This is a genomic window from Actinosynnema sp. NPDC023794, from assembly GCF_040639675.1.
Taxonomy (GTDB): Bacteria; Actinomycetota; Actinomycetes; order Mycobacteriales; family Pseudonocardiaceae; genus Actinosynnema; species Actinosynnema luteola.
The window spans coordinates 200,458-222,701 of sequence record NZ_JBFAFR010000014.1; the positions used below are offsets into that span (position 1 = coordinate 200,458).

Below are 22,244 nucleotides of genomic sequence, written 5' to 3' on the forward strand. Positions count from 1 at the left end.
TCGACACGAGCACTCGCTCGCATTTTGTGCGACACCTGGTCGAGGAGATCCCCGTGCACCTGCTGGGGCGTTTCGCCGTGCGCCGGCGACGCTTGGTCCTGATCGTCGCCGCGCTCGTCGCGGTGGCCGCCGCCGTCGTGGGCAGCGGCGCGTTGTCGGCGCTGTCGCTGTCCCGCTTCGAGGCGCCCGGCACGGAGTCGCTGCGCGCGGCCGAGGTGCTGGCGGAGGAGTTCGACACCGGCAACCCCAACCTGACGCTGCTCGTCACGGCACGCGGCGGCGACGTGGACGACCCGCGGACCGCCGACCGGGCCCGCGCGCTGGCCGCCGAACTCGCGCCGGACGTGCGGCAGGTCGAGTCCTATTGGGACCGCCGCAGCCCTGCCCTGCGGTCAGAGGACGGCGGCCAGGCGTTGATCCTGGCCTGGGTGCCGGGCAGCGCCACTGAAGCGCGCGCGGCCATCGCCGGGCTCTCCGAGCGGTTCACCCGCGCCGACGACGTGATCGAGGTGGGCGTCGGCGGGCAGGACGAGGTGTTCCGCCAGGTCGGCGCCCAGGCCGCGCAGGACTTCCTGCGCGCCGAGATGATCGTGGTGCCGGTGGTTCTGCTCCTGCTGGTGCTGCTGTACCGGCGGGTGTCGCTGGCGCTGACCACCCTCGGCATCGGGCTGTTCGCCATGGTGGGCACCCTCGCCGCGTTGCGCGGCCTCACGCGCTTCACCGAGGTGTCGACGTTCGCGGCGAACATCACGCTGGTCATGGGCCTGGCCTTGGGCGTGGACTACTGCCTGTTCGTGATCGCCCGCTACCGCGAGGAGCTCGCCGGCGGCGCGACCGTGCCGGCAGCCGTCGAACGGGCGGTCGCGACGGCCGGCCGCACGGTCCTGTTCAGCGGCCTCACGGTGGCCGCGTCGCTGGCCATGCTGGTGCTGTTCCCCTTCCCGTTCCTGCGTTCCTTCGCCTACGCGGGCGTGCTGGTGGTCGGCCTGTCCGTGCTCGGCGCGCTCACGGTCCTGCCCGCGGCCCTGGCGTGCCTGAAGCCGCACCCGGCAGCGGAACGCGCCACCGGCTTCTGGGCGCGGACGGCGAACGCGGTGATGAACCGCCCGCTGCTGGTCGGCGGCGCGGTGCTGGCGTTGCTGCTCCTGCTCGCCGCGCCGGTGCTGGGCCTGCGGTTCGGCCTGCCCGACGACCGGATCCTGCCGCCGGACGCGTCCAGCCGGGTGGTGCAGGAGGAGATCCGCGCCGGCTTCGGCCAGGAGCAGACCGACGCCATCCGCGTCATCGCCGAGGACGTCCAAGCCGGCGACGACTACGCGGCGCGGCTCGGCGACGTGCCCGGCATCGTGCAGGTCGACGTCACGACCAACGGTTACGGCACCACGTGGTCGGCGATCCCGTCCCAGGAAGCGCTCTCCGGTGACGTGCCGGAACTGGTGGAGCGGGTGCGCGCGCTGGAGCCGGACTACCTCGTCGGCGGCTACCCGGCCGAGCTCGCCGACTTCCGCGACGCCCTCGCCGACCGGGTGCCGCTGGTGGTGGGCCTGATCGTGGCGGTGACGTTCGTCCTGCTGTTCCTGATGACGGGCAGCGTCCTGCTGCCGGTCAAGGCGACCGCGCTGAACCTGCTCAGCCTGGCCGTGATGTTCGGCGTGGTGGTGTGGGGATTCCAGGAGGGCAACCTGGCGCAACTGCTCGGCTTCACGCCCACCGGCGCGGTCGAGCCGAGCATCCCGATCCTGATGTTCTGCATCGCCTACGGCCTGTCCATGGACTACGAGGTGTTCATGGTGTCCCGCATCGCCGAGGAGCACGCCCGCACCGGTGACGACCGGGCCGCCGTCACCGCCGGGATCCAGCGCAGCGCGCCGTTGGTCACGGCCGCCGCCGCGATCCTGGCCCTGTCGTTCGCCGCGTACACCACGGGCAGCGTGATGTACCTGCAGATGCTGGGCGCGGGGCTGGCGGTGGCGATCGTCGTCGACGCGACGTTCGTGCGCGCCGTGCTGGTGCCCGCGCTGATGCGGTTGGCGGGACGTGCCAACTGGTGGGCTCCGGCGTGGCTGCGCCGGGTGCACGCCCGGATCGGGCTCTCGGAGGGCCGCTAGGGTTGCGCCCTTATGGGGGCCGTGGTGGACACCGTGTGGTGGAAGACCTTGTGGGCGTTGCCGGTGCTGGTCGGGCTCGCCCTCCCGCTGGTGGCGGGCGGCCCGCCACTGGACGTGACGTTCCCGCTGGTGATCGCCGGTTTGCTGGTCAAGGCACGCGAGGCGCACGCCGAGCGGCCCGGCGCCTGGTTCCCGTTGCTGGTGACCGGGTCGACCGCGTTCGCGCTGACGTCGGCGGGCGGGTTCGCCGACGTGTGGTGGCTCTCGGTGGGGTCGACCGCGTTCGACCTGTGGCAGTTCCTGTTCGGCCTGGTGGTCGCCGTCGGCCTGGGGATCTGGGCGTGGCGGGCGCGCAGCCACGTCGTCGCGGTCACAGCGCTGGGGTACCTGGCCGCCGTCTGGCACTTCCGGCGGGAACCGGTCGAGGAGTTCGGCTGGTTCGCCTACGCGCCGCTCACGTCGCTCCCCCCGGTCGTGCCTGCGGTCGACTTCCCGCCGCACCCGGAACTGGTGATCGTGGCCGGTGCGGTGCTCGCGCACTGCACGGTCGACCGGGTGCGGCCGTGGCACGTGGTGGCGATCGTCGGGCTGCTCGGCTCGCTGTGGCACTACAGCGCGCTCGTGCTGGTGGTCGCCGCGGTGGCAGTCGCCGCCTACGACCTGAGCACCCGCCGTCCCGGCGTCTGGTACCCGTTGCTGCTGGTCGGCATCGGCCTGGTGGTGTGGCCGGTGCTGGACCGGGTGTTCCTGGCGCCGGAGCTCCCCCCGATGCTCGCGAACGCGCCCGGCGGGCGGAACGAGACCGGCGGGATCGAAGGGGTCGCCATCGCCGTGGCGGTCGGCCCGTGGGTCGACCACGACGAGCTGTTCCTGGCGTTCGTCGTCGCGGTCGGGCTGGCGGTGTGGTCGTGGCGGAGCCGCAGCCCGATCGTGCTGCTCACCGCCGTCGCCTACCTGGGCCTGACCTGGCTGCGCACCATGCCCGTGCCGACGGAGTGGGTGGTCCTGGCGGGTGCGGCCGTCGCCTTCGCGACGGCCGCACCCGGTGCCATTAGAACGGCTGGGCGTTCGGCTGGAACACCTGGCCGTCCGCCGGGGCCTTGAGGTTCACGAGGTAGTCGGTCACCGCGGTGTCGACGCCGGCGCTGTCGCCGAGGATGCAGTGCCCGAACGCGTCCACGCTGAGCAGCCGCGCGTTGCCGAGCTGGCGGTCCATGCGCTTGCTGAACTCGTACTGCGTGGCCGGGTCGTAGTAGTTGCCCACCACGACGACCGGGTTCGGCGTGCGCTTGTTCCACGGCCCGGCCCAGCGGTCCGGGCGGGGCACCGGCCAGGTCGCGCACGTGAGCAGGTCGGACGCGGCCTGCGAGCGGCCGAACGTCGGCGACTCCCGCTCCCACTTCGCGGCCACCGCCGGGAACAGCTGCGGCACCCGGAGGAACGGCTTGTCCGTGCAGTTCACGCCGTAGTACGAGTCGTCGGCCAGGTACTCGGTGTCACCCGTGAGCCCGGCGCGGACGTCCGCCAGACCGCGCTTGTTCGCCAACGGCGGCAGCAGGTCGGCCTGCTCCTGCGCGGAGAACGTGGCGGCGCCCGGGTGCAGCACCGCGTAGATGCTCTGCAACCACGCGGCCAGCGCCTTGAAGCGGGTCGGCGCGTACAGGTCGCTGCCGACCCGGCCGATGTAGCCCTCGTAGGTCACGACCTGGTTGGTGGGCAGGGTGATGGACCGCGTGCGCAGGTGGTCTCGCACCTCGTCGAACTTGGCGCGCGGGTCGCCGTCGCTGTAGGCGCACTTGTCGCCCTCGGCGTCGCAGCGCTCCAGGAACGCGTCCAGCGCGAGCTCGAAGCCCTTCGCGCGCTGCCGGTCGTACTCCGCGCCGTTGGAGGTGCGCAGCGCCGGGTCGACGTTGCCGTCCAGCACGAGGGCGCGCGACTTCGACGGGAAGATGTTGGCGTAGGTCGCGCCGAGCAGCGTGCCGTAGGAGAAGCCGACGAACGTGAGCTGCCGGTCGCCGACACCCTGCCGCAGCAGGTCGAGGTCACGTGCGACGGCCTCGGTGGACATGTGGTCCAGCAACGGGCCCGCGTTGCGCGCGCACGCGTCGGTGTAGTCCTTGGTCGCGTCCATGGTGTTGCGGATCTCGGTGCGCGTGACCGGGACACCGGACATGCGGCCGAAGACCTCGTTGGCCTCTTCGAGGGTCGTGAAGCAGCGCAGCGGCGAGCTGCGGCCGACGCCGCGCGGGTCGAACCCGATCAGGTCGAACCGCTTCATGACCTCCGGCTGGAAGAACGAGCTGCCGTAGGCCGAGTAGATCAGGCCGGCGCCGCCCGGGCCGCCGGGGTTGATGAACAGCGAGCCGACCTTGTTCGCCTGGTCGTCGGCCGGGCGCTTCATCAGCGCGATGGTGATCTTGGCGCCGTCGGGCTTGCGGTGGTCCAGCGGCACGGGGTGGTTGGCGCAGCTGACCTTGTCGCGCTGCGCGGCCGGGATCTCGTCCAGGACGTCCTGCGCGCAGGCCGCCCACTGGACGGGGGTGGCGCCTCGCGCTTCCTGTGCGGCGGCGGCGCCGGTTCCCACGAGACCGGACGCGGCCGTGCCCACGGCCAGCGCGAGAACCAGCGCTCTGTTACGGAGTTGCATGCGGTAGCGCTCCCTCGGTTCACTCGACGTCGCCCCTCAGTGACATCGCGACGTCATCGCGCGAGGCTTTCACTCGATCGTGTCTGGCAACACCCGCAGAACGGAGGATTCGTGGCCGACGGACGGTTCATGCCGGGCCTGGTGCTGGCCGAGCGGTTCTACCGGGAGGCGGTCGAACCGCTGGTCAGGACGCACTTCGGCGAGGTGCCGCACAGCGCGGCCCGGCTGGGCGCCGGTTCGGAGGTGCTCGGCTTCGACACCGGGCGGTCCGCCGACCACGAGTGGGGGCCGCGCCTGCAGCTGTTCCTCGACCCGGACGACACGCGGGCCGACGACATCGGGACGGCGTTGGCCGAGCACCTGCCCAAGGTGTTCCTCGGGTACCCCACGCACTTCGTCGGCACGGAGGACGAGGGTGTCGGGCGGATGGCCCTGACGGACGGGCCGGTGCGCCACCGGGTGGACGTCACCGACGCGGCCACGTGGTTCGACCGGCGGTTGGGGTTCGACCCGCGTGGAGGCGTGACCGTGCGGGACTGGTTGGGCGTGCCGACGCAGCGGTTGGCGGAGACGACGGCCGGCGCGGTGTTCCACGACGGGCTCGGGGTGCTGACGCCGGCGCGCGAGGCGCTCCGGTGGTACCCGGACGACGTGTGGCGGCACGTGCTGGCGTGCCAGTGGGCGCGCGTCGCGGAGGAGGAGGCGTTCATCGGGCGGTGCGGCGAGGTCGGGGACGAGCTCGGGTCGGCCGTCGTCGCGGCCAGGCTGACCCGTGACCTGATGCGGTTGCGCCTGCTGCTGGACCGCCGCTACCCGCCGTACGACAAGTGGCTCGGCAGCGCGTTCGCCCGGTACGCCGACCTCGTGCCCGTGCTGCGGGCCGCCGTGGCGGCGACCGACTGGCGCTCGCGGGAGGACCACCTGGCCGTGGCGTACGAGCGGATCGCCGCGCGGTGCGACGACCTCGGCCTGGCCGAACCGGTCGACCCGACCACCCGCCCGTACCACGACCGCCCGTTCCGGGTGCTGCGCGCCGACCGCTTCACCACCGCCCTGCGCGCCGCGATCACCGACCCGGAGGTGGCCTCCCTGCCGCTGCTCGGCGCGGTCGACCAGTGCGCCGACAGCGCCGCCGTGCTCGAGCACCCCGCCCGCAGCCGGAAGCTGGTGGCCTAGCCGGGAACCCCGTCCGACGACGCGGGCCAGGCTCAGGGCGAAGCGCCCCCGCGGGTCGGTCCACCAGCGTTCGAGGGCGTAGCCCGCGGCCTCCAGCTCACGGGCCACGCCACACGACGGAACTTCGTGGACACCTCGGTGCGCAGTTCCTCGCCCTCACGGGCCGGGCGTTCGGCCGGCACACCTGACCTTCCGCCGGGGCCTCGAGGTTCACCAGGTCATCAGCGCGATGGTGATCTCGGCGGCGGTGTCAGTGCATCTCCGCGGCCGGGACGGAGCGGGAGGCCAGCACGCCGGCCAGGGCGGCTCGCGCCAGCTTGCCGTTGCCGGACAACGGGATTTCGTCCACCACTACGCACTCTCGGGGGACTTTGTACGGTTCTATGCGGTCGCGGAGGGCCTTCAGGACGGCTGTCGGCCGCACGTCGCCGGTCACCACCAGGACCGCGTGCGAGTCCGGCACGTCCCGGGGTGGGACCACCGCCGCCAAGCGGACGTTCGGGACTGTTTGGGCGGCTGCTTCCACTTCTGTCGTGCTCACCCGGAAGCCCCGCTCCTTGTAGATGTCGTCCCGGCGGCCGTCCACGTAGAGGTAGCCGTCCTCGTCCAACCGGCCGTAGTCACCGGTGTGGAGTTCCCGGGTTCCGTCGGACGCCACGGGAAAGCGGTCGGCGGTCAGGTCTTCACGGCGCCAGTAGCCGGGCATCACGTGGGGGCCGCGGACGACGAACTCGCCGGTCTCGCCCGCGGGCAGCCGCTCGCCCGTCGGACCTTGGACGTAGACCTCGGTTCCCGGCAGGGGGCGGCCCGAGGCTCCCGGGCGGGTCAGGTCTTCGTCCGGGGACATGATCGAGACTCGTTTGCACTCGGTCAGTCCGTACATGATCTGCAGGCGGAGGGCGGGCAGGGCCGCGCGCAGTGCGGCCGCGGTGTGTTGTTTCATCGCCGCACCCGTCGTGGTGAGCAGACGCAGGCGCCGCGGCACCACGGTTGTCCGTTCCAGGAGCCACACCAGGGTTTCGGTCATCGCGGGTGTCGCGGCCAGCACGGTGGCGTCGACGTCGACCAGCGCCTTGAGCAGCCCCGGACCGCCTTCGACGACGGAGCCGAGCCAGAGGTGCGCGCCGCCCTGGGCAGCCAGGAACAGTTGGTAGAGGCCGTAGTCGAAGGACAGGGACAGCGGGCAGAACACCACGTCACCGGGCCCGTAACCGATCTCGTGGTGGATCGCCGTCGCGGCGAAGACCAGCTGGCGGTGGTGGGAGATCACGGCCTTCGGGAGTGCGGTGCTGCCCGACGTGTAGTTCAGGCACACGATGTCGTCGGGGGACGGTTCGGGCAACGTCACGGGCTCGGCCGTGACGGCGGCCGCGTGCAGGTCGGTGGCCGTGGCCACGGGGATGCCCCGTCGGCGGGCCTGGGTCGACGCTTCCTCGTCCGCGGTGATCAGGAGAGAGGGTTCCAGGTCGTCCAGGACGTGGGTCAGACCGGCGCCCCGGACCTGTTCGTGCAGCACGCAGAACGCCGCGCCGACGCGGGACGCGGCGTGGAGCAGGGGCGGGACGTCGATCGTCGTCGGCAGGGCGATCACGACGCGGTCCCGGGGACGGACCCCTCGGGACGTCAGCCAGCCGGCCAGGCGGAGGCTCGCGTCGTGCACCTCGCGGTACGTCCGGGTGCCGTCAGCGGTGGTGAGAGCCGGCGCGTCGGGGGTGACGGCGGCTCGTTCGTCGAGGAAGTGGTGCAGCAGACGCGGCACCGGGCGCTCAGACGGCACGGCGGCTGTCCGCCACGAAGCGGATCAGGGAGCCCACCGTCCGGAAGGTCTCACCGTTGACCTCGTGGGGGTCCACGTGCACGCCGAAGCGGCCCTCCAGCCTGCCCAGCAGGTTCACCACCGACAAGGAGTCCAGTGCCAGGTCGTCGAACAGGGTGCTGTCGTCGTCCATCTCCGACTCCCCCACCAGGCGCGCGATCTCCTCGCGGACGCCCGCCGACAGGTCCTGGTCGGGGACCGCCGCGGCGGTGTCGGCTTCGAACTCCGCCACGATCTGGCGGGTGAACAAGTCCTCCACGGTGTCGCGGCTGCGCACGAGGTGGGCCTTGCCCTCGTGTACGAGGACCTCGGCCGGGAAGCCCTGGCCGTTCATGTAGGTGATGGACGCGCTCGGCCCGTAGGCGCCGGACTGGAAGACACCGATCACGTCGCCGGGTTCGACGTCGGGCAGGTCGACGTCCTGGCCGATGATGTCGGTCGGGGTGAGCAGGAGGCCTGTGACGGTCGCCGGGCCGGTCACCGGGCGGTCCAGGTCGGTCAGCAGGGCCATGGGGAAGTTGCGCTTGAGGTAGGTGCCCATGCCCACCGCCGACATGTTCTGGTGGGTGCCGCCGTCGGTGATGACGAAGCGCTCACCGCGGGACTGCTTCACGTAGCGGGCACTCACCGCGTAGACGCCGCTGGGGCCGACGAGGAACCTGCCGGGCTCGATGGCGAGCTTCGCGGACGGCAGGCGCAGCAGGAACGCGTCCACGGCCTTGTTGATGCCCGTGGCGAGGACGTCGAGGTCCACTTCCCGCTCGTCGGGGTAGTACGGGATGCCGATGCCGCCGCCGATGTCGACCAGCTCCAGGTCGAAGCCCAGCGACTCGGACACCTTCACCGCGAGGTCGAGGATGCGTTCGGTGTTGTCCACCACCACCTGGGCGTCCAGGATGCGCGTGCCGGTGAAGACGTGGATGCCGACGAAACGCACGTTCGGGTGGCGTTGCACGACATCCGTCGCGCTGAGCACCTGGTCCTCGTCGATGCCGAACTCGCGCGGCTTGCCCGCCATCGTCAACCGGCCGCCGCGCACCCCGAACGCCGGGTTGATCCGCAGCAGCACGGGCGTGCGCCGGCCCGCGGCGGCCGAGAGCTCGTCGATGTGCCGGAGCTCCCCCCACGACTCGCAGATGATGGCGCGGATGCCGAGGCCCACGAGCTCGCGCAGGTCGTCGACGCTCTTGCCGGGGCCGGTGAACAGCACGTCGGCGGGCCGGAAGCCCGCGCGCAGAGCGCTGCTCAGCTCGCCCATGGAGCAGACCTCGGCCGACGCGCCTGCCTGGCGCAGGACCTTGACGACGCTGACGTTGGGGTTGGGCTTGAGCGAGTAGAAGATCTCGATCGCCTCGTGCAGGCGGGCGCGCAGGTCGCGGTACGTGCGCTCGATCCCCGCGCCGTCGTAGACGTACAGCGGGGTGTCGAACCGGTCGACCAGTTCGGATATGCCGATTCCCTGGATCGAGTACTCGTTCATGCGGCGGCTCCTGACCTCGGACGTCGACGTGGGTGGGATGGATGCCCGCCGGCGGGGTGGACACCGCGGCGCACGCAGACCCTACGATCGACGAACCTGGCGCGAACCCTCCGAAGGCGCAGCCTGTCCGGGGTCCCGAAGGCGCAGCCATCCGGTGTGGTCAAGCGGTTACACCGGATGGCTGCGCCTGATAACGCGGGCGTCCGCGCAGGAGCGCCGTGAGGTCAGGGAAGGGCGCGGGCCAGGGACAGGGCGAAGCGGCCGGCCGGGTCGGTCCACCAGCGGTGGAGGGCGAAGCCCGCGGCGGTCAGTTCGCGTTCCACGCCTTCGCGGCGGAACTTCGCGGACACCTCGGTGCGCAGTTCCTCGCCCTCGGCGAACTCCACGTCCAAGGACAGCCCGGCGACGTGGGACTTGACCGGGCGCAGGGCCCGCAGGCGCATCTCGATCCACTCCTCCTCGGCGTTCCACAGGGCCACGTGCTCGAAGTCCGCCGGGTCGAAATCGGCGTCCAGCGTCCGGTTGATCACCCGCAGCACGTTGCGGTTGAACTCCGCCGTCACGCCCTGCGCGTCGTCGTACGCGCGCACCAGCACGTCCGGGTCCTTCACCAGGTCCGTGCCGAGCAGCAACCACTCCCCCGCGTCCAGCACGTCGCGCACCGAGGCGAAGAACTTGTCCCGCTCCTCCGGGATCAGGTTGCCGATCGTCCCGCCCAGGAACGCCACCACCCGCGGCGGCGCGCCGGGCAGCAGGCCGAGGTGCTCGGTGAAGTCGCCGACCACGCCGTGCACCCGCAGCCCGGGGTACGCGGCCATGATCGCCCGAGCCGCGTCCGTCAACGCCGACGGCGACACGTCCAACGGCACGAACTCCTTCAACGTGCCGTGCGAGCGCAGCGCGCTGAGCAGCAACCGGGTCTTCTCCGACGAGCCGGAACCCAGCTCCACCAACGAGTGCGCGCCGGTGAGCGACGCGATCTCCGCCGCCCGCGCCACCAGGATCTCCCGCTCCGCGCGGGTCGGGTAGTACTCGGGCAGCCGGGTGATCTCCTCGAACAGGTCGCTGCCCACCGCGTCGTAGAACCACTTCGGCGAGACCCACTTCGGCCGCGCGGTCAGCCCTGCCCGCGCCTCGGCGCGCAGCGCGATCGCCGCGTCCTCGGGGGTCAGGTGCACGTCCAGCACAGGCTCGGTCATCCTCGTCCAATCCGTTGAACGTCCACAGTAGACACATCAGCCGTGACGACGTGCCCGTCGGGCACCTCCCGCCAGCGCGGGTCGTCGTCCAACGGCTCGGAGGCCAACGTCACCGCGCCGTCGCCGGTGCGCACCCACAACGAGTGGGTCCACGTCGTGCCGACGAGCACGGTGCCGTTGGTGAGCAACAGGTTCAGCCGCGAGCCGGGCGCGGCGGCGGCGACTTCGGACACGACCGAAGCCAGCGCGGCGCCCGGTGCGGCCCCCGAAGCGAGCCGCGACCGCACCAACGCCCACAGCAGGGCGGCGTCGGTCGGCGCGTCCAACGTCAGCAACGAGGCCACCGGCAGCGTCTTGGCCAGGTCCACCACGGACTCCGGCCAGTCGGCGACCCGCCCGTTGTGGCTGAACAGCCACTGCCCGTCGGTGAACGGCGCGCACGCGGTGTCCGCCACCGGCATGCCGACCGTCGCCGAGCGCACCGCGGCCAGCACCGCGCCGGACACCGTCGCCCGGCTCAGCGCCAGCAGGTTCTCGTCCGACCAGATCGTGCCCGCGCGGCGGTAGCGCACCGCCGGGCCGCCCGGCGCGGGGTACCACCCCACGCCGTAACCGTCCACGTTGACCGTGCCGCCGCCGCGCATGTCCCGCGGCGCGTACGACTGCCGCACCAACGAGTGCGGCGGGTCGTGCACCAGCGCGGCGACGGGCACGGCGGGGCCCAGATAACCCAGATGGCGGCACACGGTCAGGTCAGTTCGTCCCGCGAGGCGTCCCGCGCGCAGCGGAAGCCGGCGAAGATCTGCCGTCGGATCGGGTAGTCCCAGTTCCGGAACGTCGAGCGCACCGCGGACTGGTCGCTGCCGAACGACCCGCCGCGCAGCACCTTGTAGTCCGGGCCGAAGAACACCTGGGAGTACTCCGCGTACGGGAACACCTCGAACCCGGCGTAACCGTGGAAGTCGGAGCTGGTCCACTCCCACACGTCACCGATGAGCTGGTGCACGCCCAACGCCGACGCGCCCGCCGGGTACGCCCCGACCGGAGCGGGCGTCAGGTGCCGCTGGTTGAGGTTCGCGTGCGCCTCCGTCGGGTCCTCGTCGCCCCACGGGTAGCGGCGGGACCGGCCGGTCGCCGGGTCGAAGCGGGCCGCCTTCTCCCACTCCACCTCGGTGGGCAGCCGCTTGCCCGCCCACGTCGCGTACGCCTCGGCCTCGTGGTAGCAGACGTGCACGACCGGCTGGTCGGGCTCGATCGGCTCGGTGCGGCCGAACGCGGTGCGGTACCACTGGTCGCCGACCCGTTCCCAGAACCGGGGCGCGACCAGCGACGCCTTGCGGACGTGCGCCCAGCCGGCCTCGCTCCACCACCTCGGGTCGCGGTAGCCGCCGTCGGCGATGAACGCCGCGTACGCGCCGTTCGTCACCGGCGTGGTGTCGATGAAGAACGGCTCGGTGACCACCTGGTGCGCGGGCCGCTCGTTGTCCAGCGCCCACGCCTCGGTGGACGTGCCCATGGTGAACGGCCCGCCGGGCACCAGCACCTCGGCCGGGCCCACCGGGCCGCCGCGCGGTGGCGGCGGCGCGTCCAGCACCGGGTCGCCGACGCGCAGCTGGTGCGTGGCCAGCATGGTCTCGTCGTGCTGCTGCTCGTGCTGCACGATCATGCCGAACGCGAACCCGCCGTCGACCAGCCGATGGCCTTCCAGCGGCGTGCGCTCGAGCACGTCGAACACCTTGTCGCGGACCTCGCCGACGTACTTGCGCGCTTCGGCGGGTCCGAGCAGCGGCAGTTCCGGCCGGACCGACCGGGCGTGCTTGAACGCGTCGTACAGCTCGTCGATGTCCGCCCGGACCGGCTCACGGCCGCCCACGTCGCGGACCAGCCACAGCTCTTCCTGGTTGCCGATGTGCGCGAGGTCCCACACCAGCGGTGACATCAGCTTGGAGTGCTGGCGGACGAGGTCGTGGTCGTCCACCGCGTCGGTGAGCAGCCTGCTGCGGTCGCGTGCCCTGGTGAGCTGGGCGGCGACCCGGTCGCGAAGGTCCTCGGTGCTGGTCATGAACGGCCCCCTCCGGTCTTCTCAGCGAGCGTGCGGTGCAGTTCTTCGGCGATCGCGTCGGTCTGGCCGACCGACAGGTCGGTGTCGGACAGCGCGGCGCAACCCAGGTCGACCACGTCGCGCGCCGCGCGGGCGAGCACCGGGTCGGTCAGGCCGTACCGCGCGGCGGCGAGCCAGCGGTTCGCGGCGCCCTCGGTCGCCGCGAGCACCCCGTCCACGGATGCCGACGTGCCGAACAACGCCGCCATCAGCACGACCGGCGGCAACCACTGGCCGTCCGGCGGCGTGTCCAGGTAGCGGACCTCCAGGTACCCGCGCGGGCGGACCGGCGGGAACTGGAGGGTGAGGTGGTAGTCGAGGTCGTCGACCGTCGGCGGGCCGTCGAGCGCGCCCGCGATCCAGTCGGCGAACGTCAACGGGTGCGGCGGCAGCCAGTTCGGCCCCGGTCTGCGCACCGCGATGACCGGGCTGTCGAGCACGCGCTTCGCCCAAGCGTCGGCCGGTTTCGCGCACACCGCCGCCGGACGGGTCCGCACGGGGTCGGTGGCGTAGAGCGTGCGCATCCTCGCGCTGGCCCAGTCCGTCCGACGGCCGTTCACACCCGGCGAGTTGGCGAACAGGGCGGTGAGGACGGGTCCGAGCGCGTGCACCGCGGCCCAGCGCCGCGGCAGGTCGGCGGCCAGCCCGGCGTCCAGGCAGACCTGCAGGCCCGCCGTGCTGCACATCATCGTGATGCCCTCGGGCCCGAGGGGGGCGAAGGCGTGTTCCATCGCCGCGTAGCGCGGGACCTGGAGCATCCGGCGCGGCGGGCGGAACGGGTCGGCGCCGTGCTGACCGAGCCGGAGACCGGCGGGTTCGAGCAGGCTGTGGAGGTGTTCGATGTCCGCGGCGACGGTCTTGAGCAGATCCGTCAGCGAATCGCGCGGCGGTGTGGAGATCTCGACCTGGCCACCCGGCTCCACCGTCAGCGGGGTGCCGGAGGGCAGTGGCCGCTGGGGGCTGTCGGGGACGAGGGTCGGTGGCGCGTGCCGGCCGAGCGCGGCCGCGAGGCTCTTCGCGTCGAGCGGTCGGCTGGGATCTTCGACGTGGTGGACGGTCCATTCCAACTCGACTCCGAGCAGCCTCGGAGGCCCGTGCTTGAAGCAGACCGAGGCGACGTAGGCCTCGGCCTCCGCTCGATCCCGGAACACCGCCGGGGTGGGCCCCGGAGCCGGTGCGTTACGGACAGCAGTCACTGGTTGCACTCCCCGTGATCAAATCTCGTCCGTTCGACGCTACACGCAGGCACCGACACTCGCAGCTGTGGAAACCCTTGCGGATCAACGACATGCCGGGTGGCGAAGGCGGGGATGACGGCCGGTCGGGTGGCGGGTGACCGCGTTCAGGAGGCCTCCCGGCTGCTCCGAGTGGGCGAGTCCCGGTGCCCGAGCGGACAATCCGGGCACGGCGTGAACAACTCGTGGCATCCGGGTGACCGGTCAGGAACCCTGGTATTCGACGTCGACGTGCAGCACGCGGTCGTTGCCGGCCTCCCAGTCCCGGTCCCACGACGTGGTCAGCCAGAGGTCGCCCTCCCGGTCGACCTCGACGGTCCGCAGCCGCCCGTACTCGCCCTGGAAGTAGACCTGCTCCTCGACCACCTCCGAGCCCTCGACGCGCAGCCGGTACACCCGCTGGCCGACCGTGGTGCCGATGAACAGGTGGTCGTTGATGATCGCAAGCCCGCTCGGCCCCGCCGCCGACGTCGGCCACGTCCGCTTCGGCGGGATGCTGCCCTCGCAGTACCCCTGTGTGCCCTCGCAGCCGGGCCAGCCGTAGTTGCCGCCGCGCTGGATCAGGTTGAGCTCGTCGAGCGTGTTGTTGCCGAACTCCGTCGCCCACAGCCTGCCCTGCGAGTCGAAGTCGAGGCCCTGCACGTTGCGGTGCCCGTAGCTCCAGATCGCCTTGCCCGGGAACGGGTTGTCGGCCGGGATCGAGCCGTCCGGGTGGATGCGCAGGATCTTGCCCGCGTTGGTGTCGAGGTTCTGCCCGTAGCTGCCGTTCTGCGCGTCGCCGGTGGAGACGAACAGGTGCCTGCCGTCCGGGCTGAACCGCAGCCGTCCGCCGTTGTGGTAGCGGTTCTTCGGGATGCCGTCCAGGATCGTGGTCCAGCCGGTGAGCGTCTCGCCGATCAGCCTGGCGCGCACGACCTGGTTGCCGTCCTCGGCCGTGTGGTAGATGAACACGTGGCCGTCGGTGGCGAACGTCGGCGACAGCTCGATGCCCAGCACGCCGCCCTCGCCGTCGGTGCTCTGCGCGCCCGGCACCCGGCCGACGTCGGTGCGCTTGCCGTCCGGCGTGAGGCGGTAGAGCCGGAACCGCTCCCGTTCGGACACCAGCGCCGTGCCGTCGGGCAGGAACGCCAGGCCCCACGGCACGTCGGTGCCCTCGCGCAGCGTCGTCACCGCGCCGAGCCTCGGCTCGCCCGGCGGCGGCGTCCCGCCGGGCGCGACGACCACCTCGTCGCTGAACGCCGAGAGGTTGCCCGCCGCGTCACGCGCCCGCACCGCGAACCGGTAGCCGGTGCCGGCGGTCAGGCCGGTGACCGTGGTGGACGGGTGGTCGGTGGTGGCCACCTGCGCGCCGTCGCGGTGCACCACGTACCCGGTGACGCCGACGTTGTCCGTGGACGCCTCCCACGCCAACGACACGCTGGTCGAGGACTTGCCGGTGGCGCGCAGGCCGCCCGGCGCCGTGGGCGACTCGTTGTCCGGCGGCGGGGCGTCGGTGCGCACGACGACGTTGTTGCTGGCCTGCGAGACGTTGGGCGCGGCGTCGCGGGCGAAGACCGTCCAGTCGTACGCGGTGTCGGGGCGCAGACCGGTGACGGTGGCCGACAGGGTCGTGCCGGACACGCTCGTCATGAGCTGACCGTGCTGGTAGACGTCGTAGCCGACCACGCCGACGTCGTCGGAGGACGCGTCCCACGCGAGCGACACGGTGGTCTCGGACCTGCCCGTGGCGCGCAGGTCGCGCGGCGGGGTCGGCGCCTCGACGTCGGTGTCGTCCACGGTGAGGCGGTCGGCGTTCGGGCCTCCGTCCGCGGTGGTGGCGGTGGCGCGGACCCGGTTCACGCCCGCCGACAACCGCACGGACGCCGTGACGTCGCGCCACGTGGTCCACGAGCCCGTGCCGGGGAAGGAGACGCCGCCCGCGCGCTTCCCGTTGACGGTCAGCGCGAGCGGGAGGTCGTCGTCGGTCCCGTTGGCGTAGCGGAAGACCAGCGCGTGCGTGCCCGCCCGGGCGGTGGTCACGGCGTACTCGACGTAGCCGCCGAAGCTGTCGTCGTAGTCGACGTACCCGGTACCGGTGAACCCGGCGTGCTCGGACTCCACCGTGCCGCGCGAGATCGTCGCGGCCTCGGCCTGGTGGTCGGTGAGCCCGTGCGCGGCGCCGGACGCGGTCAGCAGGGACAGCGCCGTCGCGGCGACCACCGCGGCGAGCGGGAGCCGTCGTCGCGGCGTCGGTCGCGAGCGCAGTGAGTGCGATCCCATGGCCGTCCCCTCACCTGCTCCGGTAGCGCGCGGCCTGGCGGCGGAACTCGGCCCGCGAGGACGGCACGTCCAAGGCGATCCGGTCCAGCACCTCCGCCGGTCGCCGCCCCTCGGGCAGGGCGAACGACGACCGCAGCACGCCGACGTGGCCGGCCGTGAACGGCACCAGGCGGACCGGCGCGTCGGTCCGGCTCGCCAGCGCGTCCAGCTGGTCGGCCATCACCGCTTCGTCGCCGACGCGGACGTGCAACGCGGCCTCGTGCACGAAGAACCGCGCGGCCTCGTGCGGCAACCGGTCGACGCCGAGGTCGGCGGGGTCGTCGCCGAACGCCAGCGTGTAGGCGGGCGTGCGCAGCGGCTCCGGGACGCACAACGCCTCGAAGACCACGACGGCGCACCCGGCCGGACCGTCCGCCACGTCACCGGGTCGCCGGCCGACGAGCCTGATCAGATCGATCAAGTCGGGGCCGTGCCGACTGCGGTCCACGGTGGACGGTCGGTTCGACCAGCCCAGTCCCGACACCAGCCTCAGCGGCGGACGAATGTCCTCACCTGCGGTCACGGTGCGCCACCGTAGTGACGGTGACCTGGCGTTTCGAGTCGAGACGTCGAAGTACACCCCAAAGTGGACGGGGCAAGCCGTACGTACTGATTGGATTTCGTCAGGCGGCCCTGGCAACATCGACAGGTGCCCAGGGTGAGCCAGGACCACCTCGATGCCCGTCGCCGTCAGATCCTCGACGGCGCTCGTGCGTGTTTCGCGCGTTTCGGCTACGAAGGCGCGACCGTGCGCCGTCTGGAAGAGGCTACCGGCCTGTCCAGGGGCGCGATCTTCCACCACTTCCGGGACAAGGAGTCGCTGTTCCTCGCCCTCGCCGAGGACGACGCGCTGCGCATGGCGGAGGTCGTCGCCGAGCAGGGGCTCGTGCAGGTGATGCGCGACCTGCTGTACCCGCCGGACCCCAACGACGTCGAGCACCCGGCGGACTGGCTCGGCACGCGGCTGGAGGTGTCGCGGCGGCTGCGCACCGACCAGGAGTTCCGGGCCAGGTGGGCGGAGCGCTCGCGGCAGCTCACCGACGCGACCCGGCAGCGGCTGGAGCGCCAGCGCGAGGCCGGGAACCTGCGCGACGACGTGGACGTGGACGTGCTGACGTCGTTCCTGGAGCTGGTGCTGGAGGGCCTGGTGTCGCACCTGGCCATGGGCCTGCCCGCCGACGACCTCGAACCCGTGCTGGACCTGGTGGAGGAGAGCGTCCGGCGGCACCGCCGCAAGGCGTGATGGGCCGGTACCTCTGGGCCGCGGGCCTCGCCCGGCTGGCCGACGAGATGGTGGCCGTGGCCGTGGTGCTGCTCGCCCTCTCGCGCAGCGGGTCGACCGTGCTGTCCGGTGCGGTGATCGCCGCGTACACCGTGCCGTCGATCCTGTCCGGGCCGCTGCTCGGCGCGTGGCTCGACCGGACCCGCCGGCCGGTGGCGGCGTTGGCGGCCAACCAGTTCGCGCTCTGCGCGATGGCGGTGGCCATGGTGTTCGCGCCGGCGCCCTGGCTCGTGGCGGCGTCGTTCGTCGCGGGCATCACGCTGCCGATGACCAGCGGCGGGTTCACCAGCCTGGTCCCGCGCCTGGCCGGCGACCTGAACCGGGCCACGTCGCAGGACGCCTTGCTGTTCAACGCGGCGGCGGTCGCCGGACCGGGGCTGGCGGGCGTGCTGAGCACGGCCGCGTCGCCCGCCGTCGCGGTGGCCGCGGTCGCCGCGCTGGCCCTGGCGGGCGCGCTGTGCACGCTGACGTTGCGCGTGCCGCCGCACCCGCCCGGTGAGCACCCGTCGCTGCGTGCGGCGATCAAGCGGGGCCTGCGGCACCTGGTCACCACGCCGCCGCTGCGTGGCGCGACGGTCGCGTCCGTGGTCGGGTACGGGTCGGTCGGCATGCTCGCCACCGCGCTGCCGCTGCACGTCGCCGGGCTCGGCGTGGACGGCGACCAGGCCGGGCTGGTGTGGGCGGTGTTCGAGGTGGGCGCCATCGGCTGCATCCTGGTGGTCCGCCGCGGGCTGCCGCGGTGGCGCCCGGAGCGGGTCGTGTTCACGACGGTCGCGCTGTACGGGGTGACGCTGGCGTTGTGGCCGCTCGCCTCGCACTTCCCGGCGTTGCTGGTCCTGGCGCTGGTCAGCGGTCTGGCGCAGGGGCCCGTCCTGACCGCGACGATCACCGCGCGGCAGCGGTACACGCCGGGTCCGCTGCTCGGCCAGGTGTCGACCACGGGCGCGAGCCTGAAGATCGGGGCGTACGCGGTGGGCGCGGCGGGCGGCGGCGCGCTGCTCACCGCGTGGTCGCCGACGTCGCTGATCTTGCTGGTCGCGGCGGGCCAACTGGTCGGGGCATCACTCGGAGCAGTCACCGCTAGGCCGACGCGCACCGTCCAGGTGACCCCATAGGATCGCCGACATGGCTGACGCCCGACCTGCCCACGTGCACCGGGTGCGGGTGCGCCCGGTCGACTGCGACCGCCAGGGGATCGTGCACGCGTCGCGCTACGCGGTCTTCTTCGAGGCCGCCATGGTGGAGACGCTGCGATCCCTGCTGGGTTCCTACAAGGAGTTGGAGAAGCACGGCGTCGACTTCGTGATGGCCGAGACGTCCATCCGGTACCTCAGCCCGGCCAGGTTCGACGACCTGCTGCGCATCGCGGTCCGGGTGCGGACGCTGGGCACCACCACGTTGACCATGGGGTTCGACGCGGACGTGGACGGCACGCCGGTGGCCACCGGCTGGAACCGGTACGTCTCCTTCGGCACGCCGGAACTGCGCAGCACCCCGATCCCGGCCGACTTCCGCAAGGTCCTGGAACGCCGTCCGGCCGCCGCCCGGCCCGCGACCAGGCCCGTGACTAGGTCCGCACCCGCGCCCCGGAGCTGACCGCGTGACCCGCGCCTGAGCCCTCGGCCCGCGCCACCACCCGGCCGCCCTCGACGCGGATCGCGGTCTCGGTCTCGTCGCTGACCGACGGCACGCCCGCCGCGCCCGCCAGCGCGCCGGTCTCGTCGCACACCACCCGCAGCCCCGGCCACGCCGCGACCGGGAACGCCTGCCGGAGACCGACGCACAGACGCGCCAGCACCAGCCGCGCCAACGGCGCCAGCTCCCCCGGCGTGCCCGTCACCATCGCGAGGGTCACGCGACCACCGGCGGTCCGCACCGCCTCCTCCACGGCGGCCAACCGGTTGAGCCCCAGCACGACGACCACGCCGTCCTCGTCGGGCGTCACCTCCTCGCCGCGCACGAGGTCGACCACGACGGGCGGGGCCCACGGCCGGTCCTCCGGGAGCACCGCCGCGCCGGGAGGCGCCACCCACCAGTCGTTCAGCTCCAGGTCCGCGAGCTGCTCGCACGCGCTGATCACGTCGAACGGCTCCAGGAAGCCGGGCGCGGCGGTGGCGAGGCCGCTCGCGCCGTGCAGGGTGGCGAGCACGATCTCGGCGAGGCGGACCACCCGGACGGGCGGCGAGCCGGGCGGCGGCACGACCGGGTCGAGCGCTTCCAGGGCGAGGCTGAGCAGCACCGCGTCCAGCTTCATCAACTGAGTGAACGGCCGGCGCGTCACCTCCTCGGCGGCCACCTCGGGCAGGAAGTCGCGCGCCAACGCGTCGTGGCTGAGCGAGGTGACCCACGCGCGGGCGAGTGCCCCGAGGGCGGCCCGCCGGTCGGATCCGCGTTGCGGGTCGGACGGCGGTGTCGCGCGTTCCGCCAGGTCGGCCAGCACCGCGAAGTAGAGGGCGCGCTTGCCCGGGAAGTTCGAGTACACCGCGCCCCGGGTCAGCTCGGCGCGCTGCGCGATCGTGTCGATCTTGGCGTCCCGGAAGCCGCGTTCGACGAACTCCGCGCGGGCCGCGCCCAGCACCCTCGCCCGGTTGCGCTCCTGCGCTTCCGCCCTGCTCAGCCGCACCGTCACGCTCCCGTTTGCCAGGCGTCGCGCGGTCAAGATACCGTGACCATTCAGATGATGAGAACATCTGATTTGAACATCCGGAGGCTGGAGATGACCGTGCCCGAGATCGACCCCGCCAACCCCGAGGTGCTGCTGGACCCGTTCACCGCGTACGGGGAGGCCCGCGAACGCTGCCCCGTGGCGCGGATGCCCCTGCCCGGCATGGGCGACATGTGGATCCTCACCCGGCACGAGGACGCCAAGGCGATGCTCGCCGACCCGCGCTTCGAGCTGAGCCCGAACAGCTTCATGGGCCTGCCGGGCATCCCGGAGCACTGCAAGCCCTACCTGCGCACGATGTCCGAGCTGAACGGCCCCGAGCACCTCCGGCTGCGCAAGCTGGCCGCGCCCGCGTTCACGGCGCGTCGGGCGGAGGAGTTCCGGCCGCGGATCGAAGCGATCGTGGCGGCGCTGCTCGACGCCCTGCCGGACGGCGACACGGTGGACCTCATGGAGCACTTCGCCCGGCCGCTGCCGATGGACGTGATCTGCGAGCTGGTCGGCATCCCCGCCGAGAACCGGCCGCGGTGGCGCGAGTACGGCGCGGCCGTGGTGAGCGGCTACGGGCCGGGGTTCCTCGCCGCGATCCCGGGGATCGTCGAGGGGGCGCTGGAGGCCGTCGAGCTGCGCCGGACGTCACCGGGTGACGACCTGATCTCCCAGCTGCTGCGGGTGCGGGACGAGGACGGCGACCGCTTCACCGACGCGGAGCTGGTCACCCTGGTGTGGCAGCTGGTGATCGCCGGGCAGACGCCGAGCAACCTCATCGTCAACGGCCTCGAAGCGCTGCTCGCCCACCCCGACCAGCTCGCCGCGCTGCGGGCGGACCCGGACCTCGTGCCGCGCGCGGTGGAGGAGCTGACGCGGTGGGTCGGCCCTCAGCTGCTCACCGTGCCCCGGTTCACCAAGGAGGAGGTGGCCTTCGGCGACGTGGTGATCGACAAGGGTCAGCCCGTGATGACGGCGATCGTGTCGGCCAACCGCGATCCGCGCGTCTACACCGCGCCGGACGAGCTGGACGTCACGCGCGTGCCGTCGGTCGGGCACCTCGGTTACTCGCACGGCGCGCACTTCTGCCTCGGGGCCGCGTTCGCCCGCGTGCAGACGCAGGTCGCGCTTTCGGCCGTGCTGCAGCGGTTCCCGGACCTGGCGTTGGCGGAGACGCCGCAGCGGACGCCGGACGGCGGCACGTGGCGGCTGGCGTCGTTGGTCGTCAGCGGCCGGAACGGTTAGGCGGCGAGGCCGGCGGGCCCGTCAGGCGGCGAGCTCGGGGAAGAACCGGTGGAGGATGTCCTCCGCGATCTCGTCGACCTCGCGGCCGTCGGTGTCGACCAGGAGGTCGGCGGCCGGCGCGACGGTCGGGACGGCCAGGCGGCGCAGCTCCTCCTCGGGCAGCCCCCGGAGGTCGTCGCCCGGGATCGGCGGCCCCTTGCCCGCGCCACGCAGGAGCAGGCGTGCCACGAGCTGGTCGTGGCTCGCGGACAGCAGGCACAGCTCCGCGTCCGGCACGCGGTTCTCGGCGTCGCCCGTGATGACCAGGTGCCGCGCGCCCTCGTCCTGGTGGACGCGCCGGACCGCGTCGAGCCGCCGCGCCTTGCCCGCCACGTCGAGCGGCGGCGTGGCGAAGGTGATCTGGGCCAGGTCGACGTAGCCCGCCTTGGCGCACGGGAAGATCCGGCTGTAGACCGCCCAGCCCACCGTCGACTTGCCGACCGCGCGCGGGCCGGCGATCCACAGGACGGTCACGCGGTCCACCTCTTCCGGATCTCCGCCGCGATCGAGGAGGGCGCGCGGCCGTCGGTGTCCACGGTGAAGTCGGCGAAGTCGGGGGCCCGCTCCAGCGCGTCGGCGCCGTCGAGGACCTCGTCCACCGCGTCGGTGAGCCAGCCGCGGCCGAGGAACCGGGCGCGCAGCTCGGCGCGGCCCACCCGCAACCGGCACAGCGTGATGTCCGCGCCGGGCAGGCGTTCGGTGTACAGGCGGGCATCCCCGGGGGTGTCGAGGAAGCCGGAGACGACGAGCGGGGAGCCCTTGAACTCCGGCCACAGCGCGCCGAGCGCGGTCGACTTGACCCGGTGGTTCTCGGGGTCGTCGGCGGTCGACGGGTAGCAGAGGCCGAGCTGGTCGGCGTCCACGTACGAGGCGCGGTCGAGGGACCGGTAGACCAGCCAGCCGACGGTCGACTTGCCGACGCCGGAAGGACCGAGGAGCCAGAGGACGGTGGTCATCGCGCGGGA

19 protein-coding genes and 1 pseudogene are annotated in these 22,244 nt (G+C 72.6%); 7 read left to right on the forward strand and 13 right to left on the reverse strand.

The features are described 5' to 3' along the window. The first annotated feature begins 26 nt into the window (after window positions 1-26). Together AB0H12_RS26705 and AB0H12_RS26710 are read left to right on the forward strand one after the other, a co-directional pair. Window positions 27-2,108, forward strand: coding sequence for an MMPL family transporter (locus tag AB0H12_RS26705; RefSeq protein WP_499626317.1), 2,082 nt, complete (start codon window positions 27-29; stop codon window positions 2,106-2,108). A gap of 12 nt (window positions 2,109-2,120) precedes the next feature. After that, window positions 2,121-3,212, forward strand: coding sequence for a hypothetical protein (locus tag AB0H12_RS26710; RefSeq protein WP_499626319.1), 1,092 nt, complete (start codon window positions 2,121-2,123; stop codon window positions 3,210-3,212). Here the strand turns inward: AB0H12_RS26710 and AB0H12_RS26715 are convergent. Beyond that, entirely contained in the window at window positions 3,160-4,755 is a 1,596-nt protein-coding gene (locus AB0H12_RS26715; protein WP_499626320.1) for an alpha/beta hydrolase, read from the reverse strand. The two genes, AB0H12_RS26710 and AB0H12_RS26715, sit on opposite strands and share 53 nt — an antisense overlap. 111 nt (window positions 4,756-4,866) lie before the next feature. On the opposite strand from AB0H12_RS26715, the gene AB0H12_RS26720 reads away from it, so the two are divergent. Next, window positions 4,867-5,931, forward strand: a complete 1,065-nt coding sequence (locus tag AB0H12_RS26720; RefSeq protein WP_499626322.1) for a DUF4037 domain-containing protein — start codon at window positions 4,867-4,869, stop codon at window positions 5,929-5,931. A gap of 15 nt (window positions 5,932-5,946) precedes the next feature. Here AB0H12_RS26720 and AB0H12_RS26725 read toward each other — a convergent pair. The 9 genes and pseudogenes from AB0H12_RS26725 to AB0H12_RS26765 all read right to left on the reverse strand — a co-directional run. Next, window positions 5,947-6,089: pseudogene (locus tag AB0H12_RS26725) on the reverse strand (L-histidine N(alpha)-methyltransferase); the annotation flags it as partial. 92 nt (window positions 6,090-6,181) lie between these two features. Continuing rightward, window positions 6,182-7,708: a class I adenylate-forming enzyme family protein gene (locus AB0H12_RS26730; protein WP_499626325.1), complete on the reverse strand. Its 1,527-nt coding sequence runs from the start codon at window positions 7,706-7,708 to the stop codon at window positions 6,182-6,184. Continuing rightward, window positions 7,698-9,227 carry a diaminopimelate decarboxylase gene (gene lysA, locus AB0H12_RS26735; protein ID WP_499626328.1) on the reverse strand — a complete coding sequence of 510 codons (1,530 nt, stop codon included), beginning with the start codon at window positions 9,225-9,227 and terminating at the stop codon, window positions 7,698-7,700. The genes AB0H12_RS26730 and lysA overlap by 11 nt, the downstream gene beginning before the upstream one ends. Before the next feature lie 224 nt (window positions 9,228-9,451). Next, the gene (gene egtD, locus AB0H12_RS26740) at window positions 9,452-10,426 is read right to left on the reverse strand and encodes an L-histidine N(alpha)-methyltransferase (protein ID WP_499626329.1); all 975 of its coding nucleotides are present in this window, start codon (window positions 10,424-10,426) and stop codon (window positions 9,452-9,454) included. Beyond that, complete coding sequence (gene egtC, locus AB0H12_RS26745; protein ID WP_499626331.1) at window positions 10,423-11,172, reverse strand: ergothioneine biosynthesis protein EgtC; 750 nt, start codon at window positions 11,170-11,172, stop codon at window positions 10,423-10,425. Before egtC ends, egtD begins: the two co-directional genes overlap by 4 nt. A 2-nt stretch (window positions 11,173-11,174) precedes the next feature. Then, complete coding sequence (gene egtB / locus AB0H12_RS26750) at window positions 11,175-12,488, reverse strand: ergothioneine biosynthesis protein EgtB (RefSeq protein WP_499626333.1); 1,314 nt, start codon at window positions 12,486-12,488, stop codon at window positions 11,175-11,177. Further along, window positions 12,485-13,723 (reverse strand): glutamate-cysteine ligase family protein, encoded by a 1,239-nt coding sequence (locus AB0H12_RS26755; RefSeq protein ID WP_499626334.1) that lies wholly within the window; start codon window positions 13,721-13,723, stop codon window positions 12,485-12,487. The genes egtB and AB0H12_RS26755 overlap by 4 nt, the downstream gene beginning before the upstream one ends. Before the next feature lie 243 nt (window positions 13,724-13,966). Further along, window positions 13,967-16,021, reverse strand: a complete 2,055-nt coding sequence (locus AB0H12_RS26760) for a PQQ-dependent sugar dehydrogenase (RefSeq protein ID WP_499626336.1) — start codon at window positions 16,019-16,021, stop codon at window positions 13,967-13,969. A 10-nt stretch (window positions 16,022-16,031) separates the two neighbouring features. After that, window positions 16,032-16,583, reverse strand: coding sequence for a Scr1 family TA system antitoxin-like transcriptional regulator (locus AB0H12_RS26765; protein WP_499626338.1), 552 nt, complete (start codon window positions 16,581-16,583; stop codon window positions 16,032-16,034). Window positions 16,584-16,709: 126 nt separating this feature from the next. Here AB0H12_RS26765 and AB0H12_RS26770 point away from each other — a divergent pair, with 126 nt between their 5' ends. Genes AB0H12_RS26770 through AB0H12_RS26780 form a run of 3 tightly spaced genes read left to right on the forward strand, consistent with a single transcriptional unit; the run spans window position 16,710 to window position 18,938 of the window. After that, a complete protein-coding gene (locus AB0H12_RS26770; protein WP_230565648.1) occupies window positions 16,710-17,303 on the forward strand; it encodes a TetR/AcrR family transcriptional regulator in 594 nt (197 codons plus the stop codon). Beyond that, entirely contained in the window at window positions 17,303-18,457 is a 1,155-nt protein-coding gene (locus AB0H12_RS26775; RefSeq protein WP_499626341.1) for an MFS transporter, read from the forward strand. The genes AB0H12_RS26770 and AB0H12_RS26775 overlap by 1 nt, the downstream gene beginning before the upstream one ends. 10 nt (window positions 18,458-18,467) lie before the next feature. Next, complete coding sequence (locus tag AB0H12_RS26780; protein WP_499626343.1) at window positions 18,468-18,938, forward strand: acyl-CoA thioesterase; 471 nt, start codon at window positions 18,468-18,470, stop codon at window positions 18,936-18,938. Here AB0H12_RS26780 and AB0H12_RS26785 read toward each other — a convergent pair. Then, entirely contained in the window at window positions 18,910-19,965 is a 1,056-nt protein-coding gene (locus AB0H12_RS26785; protein ID WP_499626345.1) for a TetR/AcrR family transcriptional regulator, read from the reverse strand. The genes AB0H12_RS26780 and AB0H12_RS26785 overlap by 29 nt on opposite strands. A 57-nt stretch (window positions 19,966-20,022) precedes the next feature. On the opposite strand from AB0H12_RS26785, the gene AB0H12_RS26790 reads away from it, so the two are divergent. Continuing rightward, window positions 20,023-21,240 (forward strand): cytochrome P450 family protein, encoded by a 1,218-nt coding sequence (locus tag AB0H12_RS26790; protein WP_499626347.1) that lies wholly within the window; start codon window positions 20,023-20,025, stop codon window positions 21,238-21,240. Between the two features lie 21 nt (window positions 21,241-21,261). On the opposite strand, the gene AB0H12_RS26795 is transcribed toward AB0H12_RS26790, so the two are convergent. Both AB0H12_RS26795 and AB0H12_RS26800 read right to left on the reverse strand, forming a co-directional pair. Then, window positions 21,262-21,753, reverse strand: coding sequence for a hypothetical protein (locus AB0H12_RS26795; RefSeq protein ID WP_499626349.1), 492 nt, complete (start codon window positions 21,751-21,753; stop codon window positions 21,262-21,264). After that, window positions 21,750-22,235, reverse strand: a complete 486-nt coding sequence (locus AB0H12_RS26800; protein ID WP_499626350.1) for a hypothetical protein — start codon at window positions 22,233-22,235, stop codon at window positions 21,750-21,752. The genes AB0H12_RS26795 and AB0H12_RS26800 overlap by 4 nt, the downstream gene beginning before the upstream one ends. Window positions 22,236-22,244 lie beyond the last annotated feature (9 nt).